Source organism: Streptomyces sp. NPDC059499, from assembly GCF_042749285.1.
Classification (GTDB): domain Bacteria; phylum Actinomycetota; class Actinomycetes; order Streptomycetales; family Streptomycetaceae; genus Streptomyces.
In genome coordinates this window covers 83,311-108,199 of sequence record NZ_JBHYTT010000018.1, presented here as the reverse complement: position 1 = coordinate 108,199, position 24,889 = coordinate 83,311, and the positions used below count along the sequence as shown (strand labels likewise).

General features: G+C 66.6%; 12 protein-coding genes. 7 read left to right on the top strand and 5 right to left on the bottom strand.

What is annotated here, in order from left to right:
• Positions 1-5: 5 nt before the first annotated feature.
• Positions 6-368 carry a hypothetical protein gene (locus tag ACFW9O_RS31060; protein ID WP_384613934.1) on the bottom strand — a complete coding sequence of 121 codons (363 nt, stop codon included), beginning with the start codon at positions 366-368 and terminating at the stop codon, positions 6-8.
• 328 nt (positions 369-696) lie between these two features.
• Positions 697-2,580 (bottom strand): DNA/RNA helicase domain-containing protein, encoded by a 1,884-nt coding sequence (locus tag ACFW9O_RS31055; protein WP_384613932.1) that lies wholly within the window; start codon positions 2,578-2,580, stop codon positions 697-699.
• Positions 2,581-2,817: 237 nt separating this feature from the next.
• On the opposite strand from ACFW9O_RS31055, the gene ACFW9O_RS31050 reads away from it, so the two are divergent.
• A complete protein-coding gene (locus tag ACFW9O_RS31050) occupies positions 2,818-4,947 on the top strand; it encodes a DNA/RNA helicase domain-containing protein (RefSeq protein ID WP_384614014.1) in 2,130 nt (709 codons plus the stop codon).
• Between the two features lie 48 nt (positions 4,948-4,995).
• Here ACFW9O_RS31050 and ACFW9O_RS31045 read toward each other — a convergent pair whose 3' ends face one another.
• The 3 genes from ACFW9O_RS31045 to ACFW9O_RS31035 form a co-directional block, all read right to left on the bottom strand.
• A complete protein-coding gene (locus ACFW9O_RS31045; protein ID WP_384613930.1) occupies positions 4,996-5,124 on the bottom strand; it encodes a DUF6408 family protein in 129 nt (42 codons plus the stop codon).
• A 246-nt stretch (positions 5,125-5,370) separates the two neighbouring features.
• The gene (locus tag ACFW9O_RS31040; protein ID WP_384614012.1) at positions 5,371-7,083 is read right to left on the bottom strand and encodes an AAA domain-containing protein; all 1,713 of its coding nucleotides are present in this window, start codon (positions 7,081-7,083) and stop codon (positions 5,371-5,373) included.
• A gap of 15 nt (positions 7,084-7,098) precedes the next feature.
• The gene (locus ACFW9O_RS31035; RefSeq protein ID WP_384613928.1) at positions 7,099-8,142 is read right to left on the bottom strand and encodes an AAA domain-containing protein; all 1,044 of its coding nucleotides are present in this window, start codon (positions 8,140-8,142) and stop codon (positions 7,099-7,101) included.
• 495 nt (positions 8,143-8,637) lie between these two features.
• Between ACFW9O_RS31035 and ACFW9O_RS31030 the strand changes: the two genes are divergently transcribed.
• The 6 genes from ACFW9O_RS31030 (at position 8,638) to pglZ (ending at position 24,871) form a co-directional block, all read left to right on the top strand.
• The gene (locus ACFW9O_RS31030; protein WP_384613927.1) at positions 8,638-9,459 is read left to right on the top strand and encodes a helix-turn-helix domain-containing protein; all 822 of its coding nucleotides are present in this window, start codon (positions 8,638-8,640) and stop codon (positions 9,457-9,459) included.
• Entirely contained in the window at positions 9,456-9,641 is a 186-nt protein-coding gene (locus tag ACFW9O_RS31025) for a DUF397 domain-containing protein (RefSeq protein ID WP_384613925.1), read from the top strand. The genes ACFW9O_RS31030 and ACFW9O_RS31025 overlap by 4 nt, the downstream gene beginning before the upstream one ends.
• A 197-nt stretch (positions 9,642-9,838) precedes the next feature.
• Positions 9,839-14,458, top strand: coding sequence for a BREX system serine/threonine kinase PglW (gene pglW, locus ACFW9O_RS31020; protein ID WP_384613923.1), 4,620 nt, complete (start codon positions 9,839-9,841; stop codon positions 14,456-14,458).
• Positions 14,455-18,054 (top strand): BREX-2 system adenine-specific DNA-methyltransferase PglX, encoded by a 3,600-nt coding sequence (gene pglX / locus ACFW9O_RS31015; RefSeq protein ID WP_384613921.1) that lies wholly within the window; start codon positions 14,455-14,457, stop codon positions 18,052-18,054. The genes pglW and pglX overlap by 4 nt, the downstream gene beginning before the upstream one ends.
• Before the next feature lie 56 nt (positions 18,055-18,110).
• Positions 18,111-21,989 (top strand): phage resistance protein, encoded by a 3,879-nt coding sequence (locus tag ACFW9O_RS31010; RefSeq protein ID WP_384613919.1) that lies wholly within the window; start codon positions 18,111-18,113, stop codon positions 21,987-21,989.
• Positions 21,989-24,871: a BREX-2 system phosphatase PglZ gene (pglZ, locus tag ACFW9O_RS31005; protein ID WP_384613917.1), complete on the top strand. Its 2,883-nt coding sequence runs from the start codon at positions 21,989-21,991 to the stop codon at positions 24,869-24,871. Before ACFW9O_RS31010 ends, pglZ begins: the two co-directional genes overlap by 1 nt.
• Positions 24,872-24,889 lie beyond the last annotated feature (18 nt).

Genomic DNA, 24,889 nt, shown 5'->3' with positions numbered 1-24,889 from the left:
CGGGGCTACAGGACCTTGTCGCGCCGGGCCCGACGCCCGGCACCGTATCGGCGGAAGGCTCGGGCAGCCCATCGGGAGCACTCCGTGCCGACCCCCAGTGCCAGAACCCCTGCGAGGACCGCGGCGACGAGTGCCTGGGCGACGCCGGTCGCCGGAAGCCCTGCCCGGAAGGCCCCGTAGCTGACCCCCGCCAGTACGGCCGGCCCGGCGGTCAGCACCAGCCAGAGTCGAACCCGGAAGCCGACAACCGTCTTGCCCCCGGCCGCCCACTGCTTGAGGCCTTCCGCGAACCAGAACGTGACCAGGGCAGCCACCTCCAGCACGCTCGACAGGACTGCCAGGACGCCGTCCGCTACCCAGGTGACCATGCCTTCAATGCTGCGCTAAGCCGATGGGTTCGGGCCTGAGTGGTGCTACTCAGCAGCGGGGGCGCGTTCGCCGTCCGTTCCCGTGGCGCACAGTTCGCAGGCTAGATCTTGCGGGGGCATCCGTTGCGCTCGCGCGCATTGACCTCGGCCTTGACCCAGTCCGCACTTCGGGCTCGGTAATTGGCCAACGGTTGCTTTCGCGTGCACCACGTACGGGGGCGGAGCCACGAGCGGCGAGATCGCCACTGCAGAGGAAGTGAGCCTTCGCCGCGGCCCGCGCTGCCGACGGCGGGGGCCGGCCAGGCCTGAACGCGGCCCCGGAAACGCGTCAAACGGGCACGGCGGCACCTGCCAGCGGTTCAACCAGCTCGCGCAGTTTCGCGCGGGTCTGTGAATCGGTGGAGTAGATGACTGTGCCGATCATGCCCCGGGTCAAGAGGACCTTGTACGTGTTGCGAATCAGTCGATCCACGTCCGGGTCCGAGGTAGCTCTCTTTAACACCGGATCCTTCGATTGGGTTCGGTCAACGACCCAATTGCCGTCACGCCAGACAAGATCCGGGCCGAGAATCACACCGCTCCAGTCGTATTCGAAGCCCTGAGCCGTGTAGACGCATCCGACCTGCCCGAAACCCGCGGGGTCCGTTGCCCACAGGGCCGAGGGGGGAGCCCCCATGACGGACCGATTGCCTTTGAGGTTCCAGGGGCGGGTCCAGTCTCCGATCCGCACGTCAGCAGGGAGTGGCTCTCCCGGCTTCGCGTCGGACCATTTCCAGCAATAGCCGGCCGACATCCGCGCCCCGTATCCCTGGGACCGCCGCTCCTGCAGAAAGGCCTCAAGTTCCTCAGGGGAGTCGACGACCTCCAGCAGCATCTTTCCGTCGGGATTCCATTCCACAGGCCCTCCAGACTCGAGCCCGAGCAATCGGACGACCCACTTCAGGTAGGCGTCCGATCCTCCGCACCGGAACTGGGAATCCAACGGCACTACGTTGAAGTTGAGTCCCTTCCTCTCCGCTGCGGCCCGGATCTCCTCCACCGTGCCCATCTCGCCTGGACGTACGACTTGATGCTCATCAAGCAGGAACACCGGCACATGGGCCACGTCGATCAGTTCGTCTATCTGAGGCTTTCCTGTGCGGCTTTCGGCCCGAGTGTACCGATTTGCCGATGTCTCCCGGATGCGGTGAGCCTCGTCGCAGATCAGCACGTCGATACTGTTCGGCTCGGCTGCCATGAAGCTGTTGAAGTACTTGAACAGGTCCTGCACCTCGCGCTTTCGCGCTCCCGCGACCCTGCGCATGGTCGTGGTGAAGGAACTCGACCCCGTTGCGTGCAACGCCGGCACGCCCTGCCGGTAGAGCTCTCCGAGCAGGGAGAGAGCGATGACGCTCTTGCCGGTTCCAGGGCCCCCTGTGACAACGACAACTTCTTTGTGGTTGGCGCGTTTGGCGCGCCGCACCGCATTGAGCACCGAGCGGTAGGCGACCTTCTGCTCGTCCAGCAACACGAACTGCTCACGACTGCGCACTTCCTGAGCCGCCACGGCCATGAGTTGCTGTGACGGTCCGATCTTTCCTTGCACGAGATCGTCGGCAGCTGGAGCGCCGGATTCTTCGGACAGTTGAGCCTTCAGGTAGTCCAAGAAGTCGCCACGCCGGTCGGCGGTGAACAGCGTGCCGTAGGCGTCCTCACCGGTCTTCCGTAGCGCAGCAACCCCATTCTCGGTCGCGTTGTGAAGGTAGGCAACGCCTTGGAGTCGCTTCGGGTGCTGTGACAGCACACCGTTGAAGTTGATGAGGTAGTGGCAGTAGCCCTGGACCTGGTCGATCGGGTTGAGCCTTGCACGCTGGTTGCCGTCATCGAGTCTGCACAGGGTGGGGTCGCTCTCATCGGGCCACACCTGGCTCCACTGCTTCAACTCCACAACGACATAGGACGGCTCTCCGGTCCGGGGGTGCGTCCCGGCCAGGACCACGTCCGCGCGCTTGCTGTTCAGCGGCAGCGCGTACTCGAGCAGCATCTCGACCTGGCTGAGCCCCGAGTCGTTGAGGGCGCTTGCGAGTGCGGGTATCGACCGCTCCCATGACCTGACTTCCGAGGGGCTGGGGCGGTAGCCGTGGGCTCGGACGAACTGCTCGGTCAAGCGGAAGGCCAAAGATCCGGCAAGGGCCTCGGCGGCAACCGCAGCAGCGGAGTCACGGAACAGCAAGAAATGCCCCCAGGCAGCACGAAAGAACTCGTGCGGGTGGGGGCATGTCCTTCGAAAATCCGCCGAGGCGGATGCGGAAGCCCGGCGGGCCGCAGTGACGACAGTCCAATGCTATCCGCACGAGGGAACGATTCCGTAAGATCACCGGCACCGGTTGCGGCCCGCCGGGCTTCCCCCACACGGACATGCCCCCACCCGCACGAGTCACTCGTGCCCTGGGGGAACCACCTCGTGTCCATGCTCTTGCTGCGTTTGTCGGCCAGGGACCTACTCACACTCGATTTACGGCGCCGTATGGTGCCTCACCTTGCAGCCCGGTGGGTGCATTTCCGAGGAAGGGAGGCATCCGTCGGCGAGCGTACGGCGTGGGCGGAGAGTCTCATCGCGCTCGCGAGAGATCTGGTCGCGGCCGAACGCGGCAACGTGGAGATGATCGTCGAGTGCTCGGCGACCGTTGACGATCCGGAACGATCCGACGACAGCCGTCAGATCGACGTGGTGCTGGCCGGCCGCCATCCGACGGACGGGGACATCTCCGTCCAACTCGTAGAACTGAAGCGTTGGTCGACAGTCACGCGGGTGGAAAGGGCGACCGCGGATCTGGTGTACGTACCGGGTATCGACGAGGCGAAGAAGCATCCGGCGCTCCAGCTACGCGAGTACTACGACCTATTCACCGGCGTGACGGGTCCGCTGAACGGCCTGCAGTTCGAGTGCGGGGGCTTCACCTACCTGCACAATGCCACGGATGAGTCTGTACGGCCGCTGCTGGGCATCGACTCTCCGACCGGCTCATATGCCAGGACCTACACCAAGGACAGCAGGTCAGAGTTCCTTGCGGACCTCCGGCGGCACTTCACCGGCGATGAGCATCACTCCGCAGCCGAGATCCTCCTGAGCCGCATGAACCTGCGCAACACGCCGCTGCTCGATGCCATGATCAAGTCGAGTGGCCAGGACACCGTATTCACCCTGAGAGGCCGCCAGAAGAGGGTTGCGGACGATGTCCTCGACGCTGCGGTGCACGTACTGGACGATCCGTCCGCTGACGCACTCATTGAGAACCCTCGACGTGCGGTCTTCCTTGTCACCGGCGGTGCGGGCACCGGCAAGAGCGCCATCGGTCTCCAGCTCAAGGCGGAGTTCGAGGCCGCGGGACGTACGGTCAAGTATGCGAGCGGATCCCGGGCCTTCAACGGGGCCATGCAGGAACATGTGGGCTTCGGGGATCGGGAGTTCAAGGAGAGCTTCACCTACTTCAGTAGCTTTGTCACTCCGCTCGAGAAGCCGCTGGACGTACTGATCTGCGACGAGGCGCACCGGCTGCGAGATCGGTCCACCAGCCGCTTCTGGCGACCCGAGAGGCAGGGCACGAAAGCTCAGATCGATGAGCTGCTCGACGCATCGCGGCTGACGCTGTTCTTCCTGGACGAAAGCCAGTCAGTGAGGCCCAACGAGGTAGGCAGGGTGGAGCTGATCGAGGACGCAGCTACGCGCCGCGGTGTGACGGCACGCCGCTACAGGCTCAAGGAGCAGTACCGGTGTGGAGGCAGTGACGCCTACATCCGGTGGGTGCGGGACCTGTTGGGCCTGTCAGAGGAAGCGCCAGGAACATGGACGCCCGACGGCCTGATGCACCTGGAGGTCGCGGACACCCCGGGCGACATGGAGGAAATCCTCCGCACCGAGTTCGAGGCAGGTGCATCGGCCCGCATGGTGGCCGGCTTCTGTTGGCCCTGGAGTCCGCCGGACAAGAAGAAGCACCTCGTGCCCGATGTGCGTATCGGCGGCTGGCACCGTCCGTGGAACGCTTCGAGCGATTCCTTCTGCGCGGGCGGCGAACCGCCGTCCAAAATCTGGTCGGTGCATGACGCCGGCTTCGGCCAGATCGGCTGCGTTTATACGGCGCAGGGCCTTGAGTGGGACTGGTGTGGGGTGATCATCGGCGACGACATGGTCTGGCGCACCGACCGGTGGGTGTTCCAGCGCGGCAAGAAGCGCAAGGACAAGGACACCAAAGTGCAGCACGTCGTCGAGCATGGGTCACTCGACACAGAGATGTGCCGGAGGACGAGCAAAGACGACGAGGCCTTCGCACGCTGCGTCCGGCATGCATACCACGTGCTGTTGACCCGTGCGAGCCGCGCGACAGTCCTCTACTCCACGGACAAGGAGACGCGGGAATACCTCAAGACACTCGTGGGCAGGGTTGAGATCCACGGTCTCCGTCCCACCTGGGCGAGCCTTCCGCCTGAGCTGCGCGTTCCGCATCAGGTCCGCCCTGCAAAGGGCAGCAAGGGGCGAAACGCCCGGAGGAAGAAGGCGAAGCAGAAGGAGAAGAACCAGAGTGACCTGATGCTGTTCTGACCTGAGCATTGTGGGGTGGCGGGTTCTCCGGACCCGCCACCCACCTGCTCAGAAGAGCAGGTGCGCTGCCGCCATCAAGGCCGCCACCACAAGATTGGAGACGACACCGACGGCGACGTCCATCAGGACCTTGCGGAACCGGATGCGACGCGCAGGCTTGTACTCGACGGGGTTCATGGACCACTCCTTGGCGGTGAGCTGGAATGGTGGGGGACAGCCCACCGGGCATCCGCACACACGCCACGTGAAATCACGCGGTGATACACCGTTCACTACTCACATTGCCGCCGATTGGCGCACAAACTCCGCACTCGTACCCTCCGGGAAGGTGCACAGCGTCAAGAACGTTACCCCATCGCGGAGTTGCGGTTCAGGCCAGATATGCCTACGCGTGTCGCCTCCTGATGCGATGCGCAGACGGATTCAGGCAGTTGGCGGCAGCCAGCGCGAAGCCTGCTCACGACTGACCCTGGCCGCGTCGACGTACCATTTCCTGACTTTGGGGTCCCACCGCGCGTCGAGGAGATTTTTCGCCTCATCCTTCTCCGCGTACGGGACTTCGAGGTAGAGGCGCTCCCCGGTCGTCCCGCCGCTGCCTGCCGCGGTTCTTGTCCGCGGGTTCCACGCGGCCTTCTCCTTTCGGGCATGTTCAATGACCCGCCCCACCCGCCCCACCCGCTCGCATGCGACCGGATCCGTGAAGCGCATCATCAGATCCGTGGGCCCCGTGTTAGCAAGCAGGTTCAGGGAGCCGTGCCAGAGCACGGTGCCGTCCAGGATGAGGACCTTCTCGTGCATCCGCTCCCGAAACTCGATCTTGCAGCCGTCCGCTTGTAGCTCATCGACCAGCCCTTGCACTCGTTCCTCAGCCGCGTCGGTGGTCTGCTCCTCCGGTCGGCGCGTCGTCACCGTCACCTGCACGCCCTCGACGATGCGTTTGCCGAGGTGCGCGGACCAGGTGCGCACGGGCTGCCGGTCGAGGAACGGGGAATACAGCTCAATGCTCCGCGTCGCTCGTTCGATGTCCCAACGGACCGCCTTGGGTGTCTCGTCCGCCGGGAAGAAGGCGGGCCGTGCCAGTTCTTCCTCGGACAGAGCTGAGAGCTGAGACGCGTCCCTGACCGGGATGAGCTGATCCAGGGAGATGGTCTGCGCGTGCGCCTCGAGGTGATCGAGCATCCGCAGCGCTTCGCTGCCGACACTCAGATGCTCGCGCATGTGATCCAGGTCCGCCAGGACGACCAAGTGGTCCTGTGCCCGGCTGAGTGCCACGTTCAGCAGCCGGCAAGTCTCGGAGGCGAGTCCGGATCCCCGGTAGAAGTAGCCGGGACTCTTCCCTGACCCGGCCGTCGTGTCGAAAACGACGATGGGGCGCTGGCTTCCCTGGAAGCGGTGAATCGTGTCGACGAGCCCCTTATAAGGCTGCCCGAAGCGATAGGCGAGGCTGCTTTTGAGTGCTTTCACCTGGGCCCGGTACGGCGCGATCACTGCGAGCCTGTCAGTGGCCCGTTCTCCGGCGGGAACGTTGTCCCACTTTCTGCCCGGCAGGACACCTTCGTGCTGCAGCCCCCGAACCAGCTCGTGGACTGCAGCTTCATGCACGGTGTTGGTCTGGTGATCGCGGCCGGAAATGCGCTGCTTCGACGAGTCGGTCAGGACCAGCGGGGCGTCGACCAACGCGTTGAAAGGGATGCGGGAGCTGTCACCGCGCGCGGTCGACAGCGGCGCGTCGGGATAGGCGACCGCGTTTACCAGGTCGCAGATGGGGACGCGCATGCGGTACTGGGTGTCGAGTGCCACGAGCCGGGTGTCCGGGAGGACTGAGCCCGATGCCCCGACCAGTCCGGCTGCGTGGAAGACGTCACGGGCTGACCATTGCAGGGCGTGATCACGCTCGGCGGTAGTTGCCTTCCGGTCTCCGCTGCCCTTGGTCACGGCCGGGAGCTGCCGGAAGTCGCCCGCGACCACGACCCGTTTGCCGGCGAGTCCGGCTGCGTACCAGGCTGACGGCAGGGCGACCATGCCCGCCTCGTCGATGACGACGACGTCGACACGGTCGAGCAGCTTGCGCGACTGAACGGCCTTGGCCACGGTCGCCCCAAGCACGCGGCATTTTGATCGGACCGTGTCCTTGATCTTCCTACGCTGTTGTTAGAGTGCGTTGATCTCCTGCTGCAGCCGGTCGGCCTGGGTGACCAGCGCCGCGCGGTCGGGAAGACCGGCGAGCTTCGGTTCCTTGCTCGTCAGGGCAGACCGAAGACGGGTGACCTCCGCGATGGCATGCCGCTGCGCGCGCTCCGCGGCGGCGAGATTGGTTGCCGTCTGCTCCAGGCGCGTACGGGCGCTCGTGATCACCTCTTGGGCCTGTTCCAGCTGCTTGCGTTTTCGTGCCGCGAACATGCCGTCCGGCGTACCGATCTTCGTCACCACGGCGCTCTGTTCGGCTATCTCCTGGCGCGCGTGATTCTGCGCGGAGGCTGCCGCAGCCTTGGCCTGTGCTGCGCCGCTGTTTGCCTGCTGCGCTGTGGCGAGGTCGTCTCGAAGAACGCGGACCTTGTCGTGCACCGTGATGTGGGTGTGCACCGTACGAAGGGAGCCGCTGCGTTCCGTCGAAACGGCGTCCAGCTCGACGGCGAGCCTCGCCGCGATGCGCTGCGGGTCGACCTGATCGCCGTACCGCTCCTCAAGGGACAGGACGGTGATCTCCCCGGCGCGCTGTACCAGTCCCTCGGAGAAGCCCACTTCGCCGGCCAGTAGGTCGCAGACGCGCTCCAGCGCCTGATCGACGGCCACCTTCGTCGGAGCGAGGAACAGCACGGTGAGTTCCTGACGGCAGGTGCCCTCGATGATGTGCCCGACCACATCGGTCTTGCCCGTTCCCGGTGGCCCCCACAGGAAGGTGACCTCACTCGCGAGCGCCTGAGCGACCGCCCGACGTTGTCCTGAATTGAGCTGGAGCGAAGCCCAGTTCGATACCCAGCGGGCGACTGACCGCTCACTGCCGAGCCGCGGCGCCCCCTGGCCGACCATCCAGCCAGCGCTCTCCAGGCGAACCGGATGGTCCGGCTGTCCCACTGCTTGCAAGCGTTCGGCCAGGACTCGCAAGCCTGCTGTGTCGTCCTCCCGGATCTGCACATTCGAAGGGGCGGCGCCGAGGTCCGCAGCCGTGGTCAATCGGACCTTGCCCTCGGGCATGCGTGAGACCTCGGCCGGAGCCCAGTCGCCGGTGGACCGTGACGGTCGCAGCAGGACCGGCCTGCCGTTCAGGGCCTCCTTCCACGTGCGGCACCCGAAGAGGTACTCGTGCCGACCATCCGAGGAGGAGATTTTCTTCCCTGAGGAGAGAGGAACCTTGGGTGCGTCCTTGGCATCGTTACGCAGCTCCGCCGCCTCCTCCAGACGGACAGCGGCCAGGAGCTCCTTCACCGGAAAAGGAAGAGTCGTCTCTGCTGTCATGCCCGCCCCCGAGGTGATCGGCCCGGACTCCGAAGTCATATGCCGAATGACGGGACTTTATGCATCGTCGTGCACCGTGGAGGCGATTCAGGCCAGCTCGTACCTGCCCGTACAGGAGCCCGTGTACGAGTTCACTATCTGAACTGTATGAGTAACCAGAAGTGACCCTGGAGCCGTTGTGCAGGTTGAACGAGGGCAACAAGTGCGACGAGCACGACAAGGGGGTCGCCACCTATGGCGAACAGCACTGCACCCGAACCATCCGACAGCCTGAAGGCGTTCGGAGCGGCGTTGAAGGTCTTCAGGGAACGGGCACTGCTCACACAGGAGCAGCTCGCCGAGCAGTTGGTCTACTCGCATGCCTCCGTTGCCTCCATCGAGCAGGGCCGGCGGATGCCCACAGCCCACTTCGTCGAACGGGCGGAGGACGTGCTGGATGCGTTCGGCGTGCTGCGGGCGGTGGTCCGCCATGTGGGGCGGCAGCCTGGCCTTGCCGCCTGGTTCCGCGCGTGGGCGCAGCTGGAGGCGACGGCGGTCAGCCTGTGTACGTACGAGTGCCGGGTGGTCCCGGGCCTGTTGCAGACGGAGGCGTACGCGCGGGCCGTGATGCTGAACGTCCCGCCGCCGCCCACCGAGGAGGAGCTGGAGGAGCGAATCGCAGCGCGCATGGCGCGGCAGAAGTTGCTGACCCGGAAGCCGCCCATCGCGTTCAGCTTCATCGTCGACGAGTCGGTGCTGGAGCTGCGCACAGGAGGGGACGACGTCCTACAGGAGCTGCTGGACCACCTCATCGCCTGTGCCGAGTTGTGGAACGTCGAGCTGCAGATCATGCCGCTGAAGCAGCCGTATCACGCCGGTATGGACGGTCCGATGCAGCTCCTGGAGACGCCGGATCACAAGTGGCTGGGCTACGCGGAGGGGCAGAAGACGGGCCAGCTGATCTCTGAGCCGAAAGCGGTCAGCGTGATGCAGATGCGCTATGCCAAGATGCGCTCACAGGCCTTGTCCCCGGCGGACTCGGCGGATCTGCTGAAGCGGATGCGAGGAACACTATGAGCGCCATCGACGAGCTGTTCTGGTTCAAGAGCAGCTACAGCGGTTCCGAGGGTGACAGTTGCGTGGAAGTAACGCTGCGGCCCGACGCTGTGTATGTCCGCGATTCCAAGGAGAGCGACGGGCCTCAGCTGACCGCTGTCCCGGCAGCTTGGGCCGACTTCATCGGGTATGTCACACTCTGATTTCTCTGGCGAACGTACGGCTCGCACCAACAAGTATGACGCATGTACCGTACGGGCTTTATATCCGATCCTTCTGTCCTTCACTGACTCTCCCCATGTCACACCCAGCGACTAGGATCTGACAGTGGGGGATTGACCGGCCGAAACGGGTGAACCGTCGGCCGGTGGCATGAGCGGATCGAAGGGTGGGGCAGTACATGCGGGAAGGCCGGTGGACCACGGTCACCGAGTCCGAGTTCGATCATGAGCGCCGGGGCCTGGAGGCGATCCGCGAGAAGCTTCCGGACTCCGATCCCTGGCGGGCCTGGTCGAACTTCACCTTCACCGCGAACACCGGCCACGTCCGTGAGGTCGATCTCATGGTTGTCGCACCCGGCGGCATGTGCATGATCGAGCTGAAGGACTGGCACGGCTCGGTCACCGCCGAGAACGGCACCTGGGTGCAGACCACCCCCGGGGGCCGCCGCCGCCCGCACGGCAACCCGCTGCACCTCGTCAACAAGAAGGCCAAGGAGCTTGCCGGCCTGCTCCGGCAGAACGTAAGGAACGTGTGGGTCGGCGAGGCGGTCTGCTTCACAGACAACTCGCTGCGCGTGCGTCTGCCTGCCCACGACCAGAACGGCGTCTACACGATCGCCGAGCTGGTCGAGATGCTGAAGCAGCCGCCGCATGATGAGCGGCGCCGGATCACCGCCGTCGGCTCCCGCGAGATCAAGACCGCCATCGAGCGGGTCGGCATCCGCCGCAGCGACGCCGAGTACAAGGTCGGGCCCTACCAACTGGAGCGGAAGTCGTTCGACTCCGGACCGACCTGGGCCGACTACCTGGCCCGGCACAGCGACCTGCCCGAGCTGGCCCGTGTCCGTGTCTACCTGCGCGAACGCGGCTCGGACGCCTCCCTCCGGCAGTCCGTCGAGAACGCCGCCCGGCGCGAAGCGGCGGTCCTGCGCCGCTTCAGGCACCCCGGCGTCGTGGAGCTCAAGCAGTACGACCCATCCGGGCACTCCGCCGGACCCGCGCTGATCTTCGACTACCACCCACAGACCCTGAAGCTCGACGAGTACCTGGTCCAGCACGGGGAGAAGCTCGACATCCTCGGCCGGATGGCGCTGGTACGGCAGCTCGCGGAGACTATGCGGTCCGCGCACTCCAGCCGCATCCACCACCGGGCGCTCGCCGCGCGCTCCGTGAATGTCGTGCCGCGCAGCCGTGGCCGGCAGGGACAGGCCGTGGGGGAGGAAGCGGCCTGGCTCACCCCGAACCTGCAGGTCTCCGACTGGCAGATCGCCACCCAGCGCAGCGGTGATTCGTCCCAGGGTCAGGGGATGACCAGGTTCGCGCCGACCGCCCTGTCCGCGATGCACCTGAGCGAGGAATCCGACGCGTACCTCGCACCTGAGCTGACCGCGCTCAACGCCGACCCGGTGTATCTGGACGTGTACGGGCTCGGTGTTCTCACCTATCTGCTCGTGACGGGCAAGGCCCCGGCTGCCAGCCAGGCCGAGCTGCTGGCCCGGCTGGAGGCAGGTGAGGGCCTGCGCCCCAGCTCGCTCGTGGACGGTCTCTCCGAGGACATCGACGAGCTGGTGCAGGCGGCGACCGCATGGCGGCCGCAGCAGAGACTCTCCTCGGTCGACGAGTTCCTGGAGATGCTGGAGATCGTCGAGGATTCCCTCACGGCTCCCGCTCCCGCCACCCCGGACGCCCCTGACAAGGACCCCCTCGAAGCCGTCGCAGGCGATGTGCTCGCCGGACGCTGGGAGATCCGCCGACGGCTGGGTACGGGCTCGACGAGCCGTGCCTTCCTCGTGCGCGACCTTCAGGCCGAGGTGAAGAAGACGCGCGCCCTGGCCGTGCTCAAGGTGGCGCTCTCCGACAACCGCGGCGAGATCCTCGCCCATGAGGCCGAGGTGATGGGCCGCCTGCGGCCCGACTCACGCATCATCCGCCTTGTCGAGCCCGAGCCCTTGCAGATCGCGGGCCGTACTGTCCTTGCCCTGGAGTACGTCGGCGACGAGCGGGACGGCAACGACGAGCCCGGCGAGGGCAGTTCGCGCACGCGCCGCCGTGAGGAAACCGTCGCCCGGCAGCTCCGCGACAGCGGTCGGCTCCCGATCGACCAGCTGGAGGCGTACGGCGACTACCTTTTCGGCGCGGTCGACTTCCTGGAGGGCGAAGGCGTCTGGCACCGCGACATCAAGCCCGACAACATCGCGATCCGCGTGCGCCCCAACCGCACCCGCGAGCTGGTCCTGATCGACTTCTCGCTCGCCGGATACCCGGCGAAGGAGGTCGAGGCGGGCACGGAGGGCTACCTCGACCCGTTCGCCGCGATCCTGACGCGCGGCTCGTACGACTCCCACGCCGAGCGTTACGCGGTGGCCGTCACCCTGCACCAGATGGCATCGGGCGAGCTGCCCAGGTGGGGCGACGGGTCCGAACTGCCGCGCATGACGGACCAGAAGGAGTGGCCGTTCCCGACGATCGCGGCAGAGGCATTCGATCCGGCCGTACGGGACGGGCTCGTCGCGTTCTTCCAGAAGGCCCTGCACCGGGACGCGGGCCAGCGTTTCCGTGAGCTGAAGCCGATGCGCGACGGCTGGAGGAAGATCTTCCTCGACGCCTCGCAGACTGTGCCGTCGAGCCATCGCCCCCGGCATGCTGAGGGTGGCGAGGCACCTCCGGCAGTCATCGCGGAAGCCGAGCAGGAGACCGCCGAGCAGCAGCGCGACCAGCTTGCCGCCGACGTCAACCGCGATACCCATCTCTCGGTTGCGGGCCTCACGGGCGCAGCCGAGTCCTTCCTCTACGGGCTCGGTGTCACGACGGTCGGTGGGTTGCTCGACTACAGCCGCCGCAAGCTTGTCAACGCACCCGGCCTCGGCGCCAAGACCCGCAACGAGGTCCAACGGCGCCAGCGCGAGTGGGGCGAGAAGCTGCGCGAGGCCCCCGTCTCGCCGCTCACGCCGAAGGGGCGGGCGGAGGCCAAGGAGGAACTGGAACAGCTCACCGCTGCCGAATCCGCCCTCGCCGGCACGCTCGCGACCGGCGACTCGGCGGGTGCGCTCTCTGCCCGCACGCTGCGCTCCATCAGCCTGGACACCCTCGCCACGATCTTCGTCCCGGCGGTCAACAACAACGGCTCCAACCGCAACAAGGCCGAGATGGTCCGACTGCTGCTGCGTCTGCCCAACGAGCACGGTGTCCTGCCGGACATCGGTGTGTGGCCCAAGCAAAAGGACGTCGCGGACGCGCTCGACCTGAGCGCAGGTCGTATCCCGCAGATGCTCAAGGAGGAGCGCAAGCGCTGGAAGGAGCAGCCTGCGGTGCAGGCGCTCCGCGACGAGATCCTGCAGCTCGTTGCCGGGATGGGGCGCGTCGCGTCCGCCGCCGAGATCGCGGACGCGCTCGCGGTCCGTCGCGGCACTCAGCTCGCCGAGCGGGAGCAGCGCCGGGCGCTCGCCCTCGCTGCAGTGCGGGCGGTGGTCGAGGTTGAGCAACTGATCCCGGAAGAGGCCGAGTTCCAGCATCAGCCCAACCGCAAGGCGACCGAGGAGTCGCTGGGCGCGGGCCTGCTGGCCCTGGACGTACGCGCGGACGACGCACCGGACACCCCGACCGCGCCCGGCCTGCTGGAGTACGCGACGCGGCTCGGCCGCACCGCCGACCGGCTGGCGAAGCTGGACACCCTGCCGACGACAGCGACGGTTCTGGCCGAGCTGGGGGCATTGACCGTGCCGCCGGGCACGATCGACTGGGACGAGCGGCGGGTGGTCGAGCTGGCGGCAGCAGCCTCGGTAAACGCGGCGGCGACGCCCAGGCTCGAGGTGTACCCGCGCGACCTGTCGTTGGTGCGGGCACTGCGGCTCACGCAGGCTGGCCTGGTGCGGCTCATCCCGGGCGTGCCGGAAGGTCGCCAGCCCGGTCTAACCGGCGAGGACGTGCACGAGCGGGTTCGAGCGCGCTTCCCAGAGCTGGTCGTCCCGGACGGGCGGGGCAGCACCTCGCACGAGCTGCCGACGGGCGGCCCGCTGACGAAGGCGCTGCGCGACGCAGGCTTCGACCTGTCGCTGTCCACGCGCGAGGACACGAAGACGCTGCGCTACCTGCCAACGCGCATGGACCACGCGTCCAGCTACCTCACGAGCGGCGCCTGGCGGCAGTCCACGCGCACTGGCTCGGCGACGCGGTACGCGGACGACCCGCAGCTGGCCGGCGCGGTGCGCGCGGACGAGCGGCTGTTGGCCTCGGCACGGCGGGACGGCTACCGGGTACTGACCGTGTCACAGCGGCTCTCGCAGGATGCGGTACGGGAGTTGAGCGGCCAACGATTCGAAGCGGGCGTTGTATCGGTGACTGAGTTGTTCCTGGAGGCCATGCATGGGCTGGTCGCGCCGGGTACGAAGCCGACGTGGGAGACGCTGCTCAAGGCAGACGTCGCGGAGGCGGGGTCGAAGGGCGCGAGGTACTTCGCCGACTACGCGCGGACGGCGTGGGGTGCTGTGGAGCCGCGGGTGCGTGAGCTGCTGAGCTCCGGAACGGGGCCCGTGCTGCTGACAGAGGCCGGGGTGTTCGCCCGGTACGACGCGATGGGAGTCCTGAACCGGCTGGCGAGCGCGGCACGGCATGGGGGGCGGGGTCTGTGGCTGCTCGTCCCGCAGGGCGACCCCTCGCGGGAGCCGAGGCTCGGGCAGGTGGCTGTGCCTTACCAGGCCGGCTTGGGGGAGTGGATTCAGCTTCCGGACACGTGGGTGGGCAACGTGCACCGCGCGTCGTCCGGTGAGAGTTTCGTCAGTGTCGAGGGAGACGCGAAGTGATTGACCGCAAGGCTCTGTTGAACGACCTGAAGCAGCAGGTCAAGGCGGTCGAGACTGACCTCGCGCGGCAGGTGAAGGCCGTTGACGAGGTCGGGGCACGGCTGCGCGCCGAGTACGACCAGGCGCGCAAGCTGGGGCGTACGGGGGCGACGTGGAACTCGTGGCTCGACGAGCGTGTGACGCAGGTGGGGGCGGCATGGGTCCTGGGGACCGTGTTCGTGCGGTTCTGTGAGGACAACCGGCTGATTCCGGAGCCGTACCTGACAGGTGCAGACGGGGATCAGCGGGAGCTGGCCGAGGCGCGGTACGACGCGTACGTGGAGTCGGACGCGGACCCGACATATCGGGGCTGGCTGGAGCATGCCTTCGAGGAACTGGGCGCGGGGCAGGCGGGTCGGCTGCTGTTTAACCGAGAGCACAATCCACTGTTCCAGATCCCTCTGTCGCATGACGGGGCGCGGGATTTGGTCGAGTTCTGGCGGGGGCGGGACGAGGCGGGGGCGCTCGTTCACGACTTCACGGACCCGCTGAACGAGGACGGCACGGAGGGGTGGGACACGCGCTTCCTGGGTGATCTGTACCAGGACCTGAGCGAGGCCGCGCGGAAGACGTATGCGCTGCTCCAGACCCCGGAGTTCGTGGAGGAGTTCATCCTCGACCGGACGATGGATCCGGCGGTGCGGGAGTTCGGGTACGAAGACCTGAAGATGATCGACCCGACGTGCGGATCGGGGCACTTCGTGCTGGGGGCGTTCCGTCGGCTGGTGCGGCTGTGGGGTGAGGGACAGCCGGGGGGTGACGCGCACGAGCAGGTGCGGGCCGCGCTGGATTCGGTGCATGGAGTGGACCTGAACCCGTTCGCGGTGGCTATTGCGCGGTTCCGGCTGCTAGTTGCGGCGATGGCAGCGAGTGGTGTGCGGACGATGACAGAGGCCGCAATGTATGCCTGGCCGATTCACTTGGCGGTGGGGGACTCGCTCATCAAGGCTCGGCAGTTCGGGCTCTTTGACGGCGTTGATGGTGCGGATGACCTGGCGACGTTTGCGTACGTAACGGAGGACGTTCTTGAGCACCCCAGGATTCTGCAGCAGGGTCGGTACCACGTGGTGGTTGGGAATCCCCCATACATCACGGTCAAGGACAAGAAGCTGAATGCGTTGTATCGGGAGTTGTATGACGCCTGCGCAGGCAAATATGCGCTGTCGGTGCCATTCGCTCAGCGGTTCTTCGAGCTGGCCAAGCGAGGAAGTGTCGAAGGTCAAGGCTATGGCATGGTCGGTCAGATTACTGCGAATTCTTTCATGAAGCGGGGATTCGGCACGAAACTGATCGAGGGATACTTCGGTCACGAAGTGGAGTTGACTGAGGTCATCGACACCTCTGGAGCGTACATTCCGGGGCATGGCACACCGACTGTCATTCTCGTTGGTAGGCGTCGCGGAGGAGGGGGGCGTTCAGATACGATCCGCACGGTGCGAAGCGTGCAGGGTGAGCCGACCGCACCTGAGAGTGGCGAGAACGGACTGGTCTGGCGTGCAATCGTTGAGCAGATTGACAGGCCAGGGTCGATCAGTCAGTGGGTTTCCGTCGACAACCTTGGTCGAGAGCGGTACTTTGGTCAGCAGCCTTGGATCTTGGCCGACGGCGGACTGGAGATGGTCGAAGAGATCGAAGTCCGCAAGGTTCAGCGCCTACGGCAGGTTCTGGCTCTGGACGTCGGGTTCGGCGGAATCACAGCCGAGGATGACGCGTTTTTCTTCCCCAACTCGTCATCAGCCCGACGTCGCGGTATCGAGCAAACCATTCCCATGGTTGGGGGCGATGCGGTTCGAGACTATGTGATTGAGCCTCAAGTCACCAGTGTGTGGCCTTACGATGCGAATCTTAATGTCTTGAGTCAAGAGTGTATTCCCGCAATTATGCGTGTGATGTGGAATAATCGGCGCGTTTTGCAACGTCGTAAGCGATTTGGAAAATTCATTGAATCTTTGCCTGCCGTTAAATGGTACGAGTACGGTGAACTCTATCGAGAGAAGCTGCGTTCTCCGCTATCAATTTCTTTTGCGTTTGTAGCTACCCATAATCATTTTGCTCTGGATCGCGGCGAGAAGGTGTTCAAGCAAACTGCTCCGATGATGAAGTTGCGGGAGGAGGCAAGCGAGGAGGAGCATCAGTCTCTGCTCGGTCTCCTTAATAGCTCCACCGCTTGTTTCTGGCTCAAGCAAGTGAGTCATGGTAAAGGTAATGGCGGTGTTAATGAAGGGCTTAGGGGTGAGAAGTGGGAAGAGTTCTTCGAGTTCACCGGCACGAAGGTGCAAGAGTTCCCTCTCCCTGCTGAATATCCCCGTGGACTGGCTATCGCGCTAGACGCCCTCGCCCGGCAGCTGGTAGCTAGTAGCCCCGTTGATGTTGTCAGCAGGATCACTCCCACTGCGCACGATCTTAGGGAAGCCAGGAGTACTTGGGAGTCCACGCGTGCTCGCATGGTTTCCCTGCAGGAAGAGTTGGACTGGCAGACCTACTCGTTGTACGGCTTGTACGACGATTACTTGGGCGTTCCGGTGGCTGAAGTGCCTGAAATTGAGCCTGGCCAGCGTGCATTCGAGATCGTACTGGCGCGGCGAGTGGTGTCTGAAGCGATCCCTACCGACTGGTTCAGGCGCCACGGCTTCACAGAATTGACCGAGCCGCCGGAACATTGGCCTACCGCGTACAAGGCTGTCGTGCAACGGCGTATCGATGTCATCGAGCAGAGTCGTGCGATCGGAATGATCGAGCGTCCTGAATTCAAGCGGCGCTGGGAGGGGGAGGGGTGGGACGTCCTCCAGGTGAAGGCTCTCCGCTCCTGGCTGCTCCACCGCATCGAGAACCGGGACCACTGGTACGACGAGAATGGCCTGCCCGCCCTCGTCACCCTTTCCCGCCTTACGGACGCGCTCTCCCGTGACGAGGACTTCGTCTCCGTCGCCAAGCTCTACGCCCCCCATAAGGACCTCCCCAAGGTCGTCGCAGAACTGCTCACCGACGAGCACGTTCCGTACCTCCCCGCGCTGCGCTATAAGCCCACCGGTCTGAAGAAGCGCGCCGACTGGGAAGAGGTGTGGGACCTCCAACGCAAGGAGGACGCTGCGCCCGACGAGCCGGCCAAGCGCAAGGTCCGGGACGCCATCCCGGTACCGCCGAAGTACACGTCGGCCGACTTCCTGCGCCCCTCCTACTGGCGGGCGCGCGGCAAGCTCGACGTACCCAAGGAGCGCTTCATCTCCTACGCCCAGATCAACACCACCACCCCCGAGCTGTATGGGTGGGCCGGTTGGGATCACCGGGAGCAAGCCCAAGCCCTCGCCACGTACTTCACCAACCACCCGCTCTCGACCGAGGAGATCACCCCGTTCCTTGCGGGCCTGCTCGAACTCCAGCCGTGGCTGTACCAGTGGCACAACGAGTTCGACATGAACTACAGCGGCTCCCCGGCCGACTTCTTCGCCGCCTACCGGCAGCAGAAGCAGGGCGAGCACGGCCTCACCGACGAGGACCTGCATGACTGGCGCCCCGCTGCAGCCACCCGCGGTCGCCGCGCCGCCACCAAGAAGTAGCCCGCCCTCACACCCTGACCGCCCCCACTCCGCCCGCAAGGAGAGCGAGACCGACAATGGCCCAGCAGCCGCTCCTCCGCGATGTCATCGACATCAAGGAATCCATCTCCACCTCAGACTTCGTGTTGTCCCTCGCCGAGGCGACGACTCCTTCAGGGGCCGACCATGCCCTCAAGGACTACGTGGTCACCGAGCGGCTGCTGGAGAATTTCGACGAGGCTCTCGGTCTCATCAAGTCCGCACTGGACGGTCACACTTCCAAGGCGGCTTACCTGCACGGGTCGTTCGGTTCCGGTAAGTCGCACTTCATGGCCGTGCTCTACGCACTGCTCAGCGACAACCCGGCCGCCCGCGCACGCGGCGAGTTCGACCCCGTACTGACCAAGCACGAGTGGCTCGGCACGGACGGGAAGAAGTTCCTGCTGGTGCCGTACCACATGCTCGGGTCCAAGGCGCTGGAGCAGCGCATCCTCGGCGGGTACGTCAACCACGTCAAGAAGCTACGTTCGGACGCGCCGACCCCGCAGGTGTACCGGACCGACTCACTCTTCGCCGACATCCGCGCCATGCGCGCCAACATCGGCGACGAGGGCGTCATACGAGGCCTAGGCGCCACTGACGGCGGCGGTGACGAGGAGGACGAGTGGGGTGAGGGCTTCGCCTGGAGTACGGAGCTCCTCGACACCGCCCTCGCCGCCGAGGAGAACTACGACGCCGAGTTCCGGCTCGACCTGGTCCACCCGATTACGCCCGCCGAGCTGCGAGCCAAGCTCGTCAGCGACGCCAGCACCAACCTTCTCCCCGGCTTCGCCAAGAACGCCGCTGAGGACGAGCACGGTTTCATCTCCCTCGACGCCGGCCTGTCCGTCATCGCCGAGCACGCCAAGTCGCTCGGCTACGACGGGCTGATCCTCTTCATGGACGAGCTGATTCTTTGGCTCGCCACCCTCATCCATGACCAGAAGTTCGTCGCCCGCGAAGCCAGCAAGATCACGAACTTCGTGGAGGGTGGCGACGCGCGCCGGGCTATCCCGATTGTCTCGTTCATCGCCCGCCAGCGCGACCTTCGGGAGCTTGTCGGCGAGGAGGTGTCCGGTGCGGCCGAGTCGTCCATCCAGGACACGCTCAACCTGGCTTCCGGCCGTTTCGACAAGATCACGCTCGAGGACCGCAACCTTCCGCAGATCGCGCACGCCCGGCTGCTCAAGCCGAAGCCCGATGCAGCCCATCTTGTCGACGCGGCCTTTGAGCAGACCAGGAAGGTCGGCACGCAGGTCTGGGACACCCTGCTCGGCTCCGACAAGGGAACGACCGGGGCGGACGCCGAGGCGTTCCGGCTGACGTACCCGTTCTCCCCGGCGTTCATGGACACTCTCGTCCACATCTCGTCCGCGCTGCAGCGCTCCCGTACCGGTCTGAAGCTGATGGGCCAGCTTCTCGCCGACCACCGGGACGAACTCCGGCTCGGACAGCTCGTCCCGGTCGGCGACCTGTACCCCGTCATCGCGCAGGGCGGCGACAAGCCGTTCACCGACAGCCTGAAGGTCGTCTTCGAAGCCGCCGACAAGCTGTACAAGACCAAGCTCCGGCCGTATCTGCTCACCTCGTACGACGTCACCGAGGACGATGTCGAGCAGTTCCTCCACCGGCCCGACACCATCTCCGACCCGCAACTGACCAACCACTGCCGCATGTTCATGGGCGACAACCGGCTCGCCTGCACCCTGCTGCTGTCCGCGCTCGCGCCCAGTGTGCCCGCGCTCGCCGATCTGACCATCCGCCGGCTCGGAGCGCTCAACCACGGGTCCGTGATGGCGCCCATCCCGGGCAGCGAAGTCGGCATCATCAAGAACAAGGTCGCCGAGTGGGCGGCCCGCTTCCCGGAGATCAAGGAGACCGGCACCGACGCCAACCCCGGTGTCCGACTGGAACTCTCCGGCGTCGACGTGGACTCCGTCATCGCCAACGCTCAGGTCAATGACAACCCCGGCAACCGCCTGGCCCTCGCCAAGCGCGTGCTGTCCGAGGAACTCGGCGTCGAGCACGGGCAGTTCAGCGACGAACTGAACTTCGTGTGGCGTGGCACCGGCCGCACCGCCGAGATCGTGTTCGGGAACATCGCCGACGAGGACGAACTGCCCGACCACGACCTGATGCCCCAGGATGACGGACGCTGGCGGATCGCCGTCGACCTGCCCTTCGACGAGGGCGAGTGGGGGCCCGCCGAGGACGCCGACCGGATGCGGCGCCTGCGCGAACGCCAGCAGGGCGAGCGGTCCCGTACGGTCGCCTGGCTGCCCGCGCACCTCTCCGCCCAGCGCCTCGCCGACTTCCGGCGCCTCGTTGTCATCGACAAGGCCCTCGCGGACGACCACCGCTTTGACACCCAGTACGCCGGCCACCTCAACGCCGACAACCGCAGCCGTGCCAAGGGTCTGCTCGAAACCCAGCGCGAGGCTCTGCTGAAGCAGGTCAGGAGCGCCTTCAAGCAGGCGTACGGGCTCGCACAGAAGCAGGCCGCCGATGTGACGTTGAACTTCGACGATCACCTGGTGGCGCTGCCCGACGTAAACGATCTCACCCTGTCCTTCGGGCAGTCCCTCCAGGACAGCAGCAGACATGTCGCAGGCAAGCTGCTGGCCCACCAGTACCCGGAGCACCCGAACTTCGACCCCGACGGGAGCGCGATCGCGGTCAAGCCCGCCGACGCGCGCAAGGTGTTCACGCACGTCCGGGCCGCAGCCGAAGCCCGCGACGGGCGGATCGAGGTCCCGGCCTCCGACCGCAAGCTGATGCAGCGGATCGCGGGCCCGCTCAGGCTCGGGCAGCAGAAGGAGGCGTACTTCGAGCTGTCCCGCTACTGGGCTGATCATTTCCGTCAGCTCGCCAGCGCGCAGGGTGTCACAGGTGACCTCAGCCTGATCACGCTCACCGACTGGACGGACAAGCCCGAGCCGCGCGGCCTGCCCGACTTCCTCGCCAGGCTCGTCGTCGCTGCCTTCGCGGAGATGGACGACCGGGTGTGGGTGCGCGGCGGCACCGTCCTGGACCCCGCTCCCGAGCTGACGCAGATCAAGGACCACGACGCGCTGCGCAGCCAACCGTTGCCGAGCGAGACCGACTGGGACGCGGCCCGCCAGCGCTTCGAGACGGTCTTCGGGCAGAAGGCGCCCACGCTGCGACGCGGACGGATGGTCAACCAGTTCGCGCGCCAGATCGCCGAGTCCGCCCGCTCCCACCAGGAGCACGCCGCCGACCTCGTACGGCAGCTGGAGGAGCACGCCGGATTCCTCGGCCTCGACGAGACCGACGACAGTGGCCGTCTCGCGCTTGCGAGGCGGGGGCTCGATCTCCTCAAGGCCCTCACGACAGGGGCCGGTCAGGGGGCCGCCGGGGCGAAGAAGACCGTAGAGACACTGGCTTCGTTCGATCTGGGCACGGTCAGCGCCGACCGGTACGGCACCTCCATCAAGCAGGCCCGTTCCGTCGCGGAAGCACTCGGGGCCGCGCCCTGGCACACACTCGAGCTCGCCTCCGGAGAGGGTCCGGAGGGCGCCGCGCTGCTCGAGTCCCTGCGTAATGTGGCACGTGGCGACCAGCGCACAGGCGACCTGCGTGACGCCCTGGCCCGTACACAGCGAGAGATCGTGGCGCTCGTGAAGCGGAACCGGGCGGCGGCCGCCCCGCCGCCGGCTCCCGTAGCGCCTGCGCCTGCCCCGACTGCGGCCGACATTCCTCTCAGCACCGAGACCAGCCACCCGCCCGTGTTCGAGACTCCTCAGCCGACGACCGCCGCCACGGGCAAGGTCCGGCGCTCGGGTGGCGGCCGGACCACGGCAGCCCATGCGGCAGCCGAGCTCCAGGCAGAACTTGCCGAGCTGGCGGCCAGCGAACCGGGGGCCACCATTGAGATCACCTGGCGGGTCATCGACTGATGAGCACCACTACCGAGGCCGTACCGAGCGCAGGCCGGCTGAACACCGCCACCATCACCCAGTACCTGTCGTCGCAGTCCTCCCTGGCCGCCTCCCTCACTGTCGGGGGCGGTGGCAAGCGGCGGGCTGTCCTGCTCCGGTCCGCCCCCCAGTGGGACGGTCCCGCCGAGCCGGCTTGGGGAGAGGGCCGCGCCGCCCGGGTCGCGGTTGCCGCCTCCCCGCTGGCCGTCCACGAGTTGGTGCTCGACCATCTGGCAGACCGGGTTTCCGGGCCCGCCGTTCTGGTCGTGCTCACCGACCGGGAGCAGACCGAACTCGACCCGGCGATCCTCGCTCGCGCCCACAAGCAGCGCATAGAGACCGTCGACAGCTGGGACGTGGTGCGTGAGGCGTTCAGGGCCGAGGAGATCGACCCTCGGCTCAAGGACGCCAACTGGGCGGCCGAAGCGCTGCTCGACGCCACCCCGCCCGGCGGCTGGCCGGCCGTACCCGGCGGCTGGCTGTCCCGCCAGCGCGCACTCACCGAACTCGCGCTGCGCCGCCTGCGCCTCGGCCGCTACGACACCGAGCGTGCCGTTCGCCGCCCCGGCGACGACCGGCTCGACGCGAATACCCTGCTGCACTGGTCGCTCAGCGGCGGCGGTCCCGAGCGACTGCTGGAGCTGCGCAGACCCGAGCGCATCGGTCTGACCGCGTTCCTCGGCGAGGACGACCAGGCCGCACTCCCGGGCCGTGCTCTGCTCGCGCTCATCGACGCCGAGCACGGCTCGGACGCTGTGGCCTTCGGCCTGGTCTGCGCCGCGCTGTGGCTGCACGCAGAGCCGGACGCCGACACCTACCGGGCCCGGGGCCGCGCCGAGCGCTGGTTCGGCGAGCAGCCCCCGGCGACGGGCGAACAGCTCGACACACTGGTGTCCGTCTTCGGCCGGGCAGCCGAGGAGTACGTCACTGCACAGCTCGCGACCGGAAACCGGTCCGTCAACAGTGACGCGGACGAGGTTCGAGAAGCACGCCGGATCACCGGCACCGTGCTCGACAGGGCCGCCGCACTGGCCAGGCAGTTCACGGCCGAGTCGGCCGCCGCCGCCAGCCCTCTCCTGGCGGGCGGTCTCGAGGCCCGGTTCGCCGCCATAGGACGGGCGCTCGCTGCTGCGGAGCCCAAGGCCACGGTCGACGCGATCCACCTCCTGGACACGCACCACCTCGCTGCGGACTCCCGTGACCGCGTTGAACGCGCTCGGATGGGGCTCCGGCTCAGTCAGTGGCTGGCCACGGACCCGGTCGTCGAGTCCCCCTCGGTCGGAGACGGCATAAGCCGCCACATCGCCGAGACGGGCTGGGCCGACCTCGCCCTGGAACACATCGAGGCGGGCGGCGACCCCGAGCCCGTGCTGAAGGCTGCCTACGACACCCTCTGTGTGCGCGTACGGGAGCGTCGCCGCGCGATCGACCGGGCCTTCGCACGTTCACTCGCGGTCTGGACCGAGGCGGGCACGCAGCCCGGATCGATGCTGACGGTGGAGACCCTCCTGAGCCAGGTCGTCAAGCCGGCAGTCAAGGACGGCGATGGACGACGCGTTCTGCTTCTCGTTCTCGACGGCATGAGTGCGGCCATCGCCAACGAACTTGGCGAAGAACTGCGCCGATCCTGGGCCGAGTTCGACCCGTTCCCCGAGAATGAGCCGCAGCGCCGTGCGGTAGCGGCCGCGCTGCCGACCCTCACGGCGGTGTCCCGCACGTCCCTGTTCGCGGGAACCTTGATGAAGGGCACCCAGGCCGACGAGAAGCGACTGTTTCCCGGGCACAAACTGTGGGGCGGCGCACCGGCCGCTGTGTTTCACAAGGACGACCTGCGCACTGAGACGGCCGGCGACACCTTCGGCCCGGCGCTCACCGACGCCCTCACCGATGGGAAGACGCATGTCGCAGTCGTCCTGAACACCATCGACGACCGTCTGGCCAAGGAGCAGAAGCTCGGCGACGGCGCGTGGCGCGTCGACCAGATCGGCAAGCTTCAGGATCTGCTTCGCGTCGCGGCCGCGCAGGGCATGGCCGTCATCCTCACCAGTGACCACGGGCACGTCGTCGACCGGCACGGAGTGAAGGTGGAGGCCGTCGATCCGGCCTCCGCCCGGCACCGCCTCCCAGGCGGCCCACTGGCGGACCAGGAAGTTGTGATGTCGGGCCCCAGGGTGGTCTGGCCCGAGCCCGGTGCCACGATCGTCGCGCTGTGGGATGCCGATTCCCGTTACACCTCGCTCAAGGCCGGCTACCACGGCGGTGCCTCACTCGCGGAGTTCACCATCCCGCTCCTGGCGTTCCTTCCGTTCGGCGCGGAAGCCCCCAAGGGGTGGCGCGAGCTCGGTGATCAGCGTCCGGCGTGGTGGTCCCTGGAGCCGGAGAACGCTCCTGCCCAGCGGCCGGCCCCGGTCCCGGTTCCCCCGGCGAAGAAGGCGGCACCCAAGAAGAAGAAGGAGCAGGCCGAACTCGCCAAGACCCACGACTCCCTCTTCGACATGACCTTGGAACCCGGCGGCGAGGACACACTCGTGACTCCGACCTTGGTCTCCCCGGACGAAGCCCTGGTCGCCGCGCTCCTGGCCTCCCACGCGTACCGGGACCAGATCGACCTTCTGGCCCGAAAGCCGAAGCCGGACCAGATCGAGAAGGCCCTCGCGGCTCTCCTCGACGCGGGCGGCACCCTGCCGGTGACCGCCCTGGCGCAACGCATCGGACTGCCGCCCACCCGCGGTGACGGGTTCGCCGCCGTACTGCGTCAGCTCCTGAACTTTGATGGGGTGCAGGTTCTGGAAACGCTGCCGGACGGCCGTACGCTCCGGCTGAGCACGGGGTTGCTGCGCGACCAGTTCGGCTTGCACTAAGTATTGTTCGGCCCATTA

Bases quoted from the DNA above. Each gene is read 5' to 3' on its own strand.
- ACFW9O_RS31060 (WP_384613934.1), bottom strand. From the start codon at position 368: ATGGTCACCTGGGTAGCGGACGGCGTCCTGGCAGTCCTGTCGAGCGTG.
- ACFW9O_RS31050 (WP_384614014.1), top strand. From the start codon at position 2,818: ATGCTCTTGCTGCGTTTGTCGGCCAGGGACCTACTCACACTCGATTTA.
- ACFW9O_RS31045 (WP_384613930.1), bottom strand. From the start codon at position 5,124: ATGAACCCCGTCGAGTACAAGCCTGCGCGTCGCATCCGGTTCCGCAAG.
- ACFW9O_RS31035 (WP_384613928.1), bottom strand. From the start codon at position 8,142: ATGCCCGAGGGCAAGGTCCGATTGACCACGGCTGCGGACCTCGGCGCC.
- ACFW9O_RS31030 (WP_384613927.1), top strand. From the start codon at position 8,638: ATGGCGAACAGCACTGCACCCGAACCATCCGACAGCCTGAAGGCGTTC.
- ACFW9O_RS31025 (WP_384613925.1), top strand. From the start codon at position 9,456: ATGAGCGCCATCGACGAGCTGTTCTGGTTCAAGAGCAGCTACAGCGGT.
- pglW (WP_384613923.1), top strand. From the start codon at position 9,839: ATGCGGGAAGGCCGGTGGACCACGGTCACCGAGTCCGAGTTCGATCAT.
- ACFW9O_RS31010 (WP_384613919.1), top strand. From the start codon at position 18,111: ATGGCCCAGCAGCCGCTCCTCCGCGATGTCATCGACATCAAGGAATCC.
- pglZ (WP_384613917.1), top strand. From the start codon at position 21,989: ATGAGCACCACTACCGAGGCCGTACCGAGCGCAGGCCGGCTGAACACC.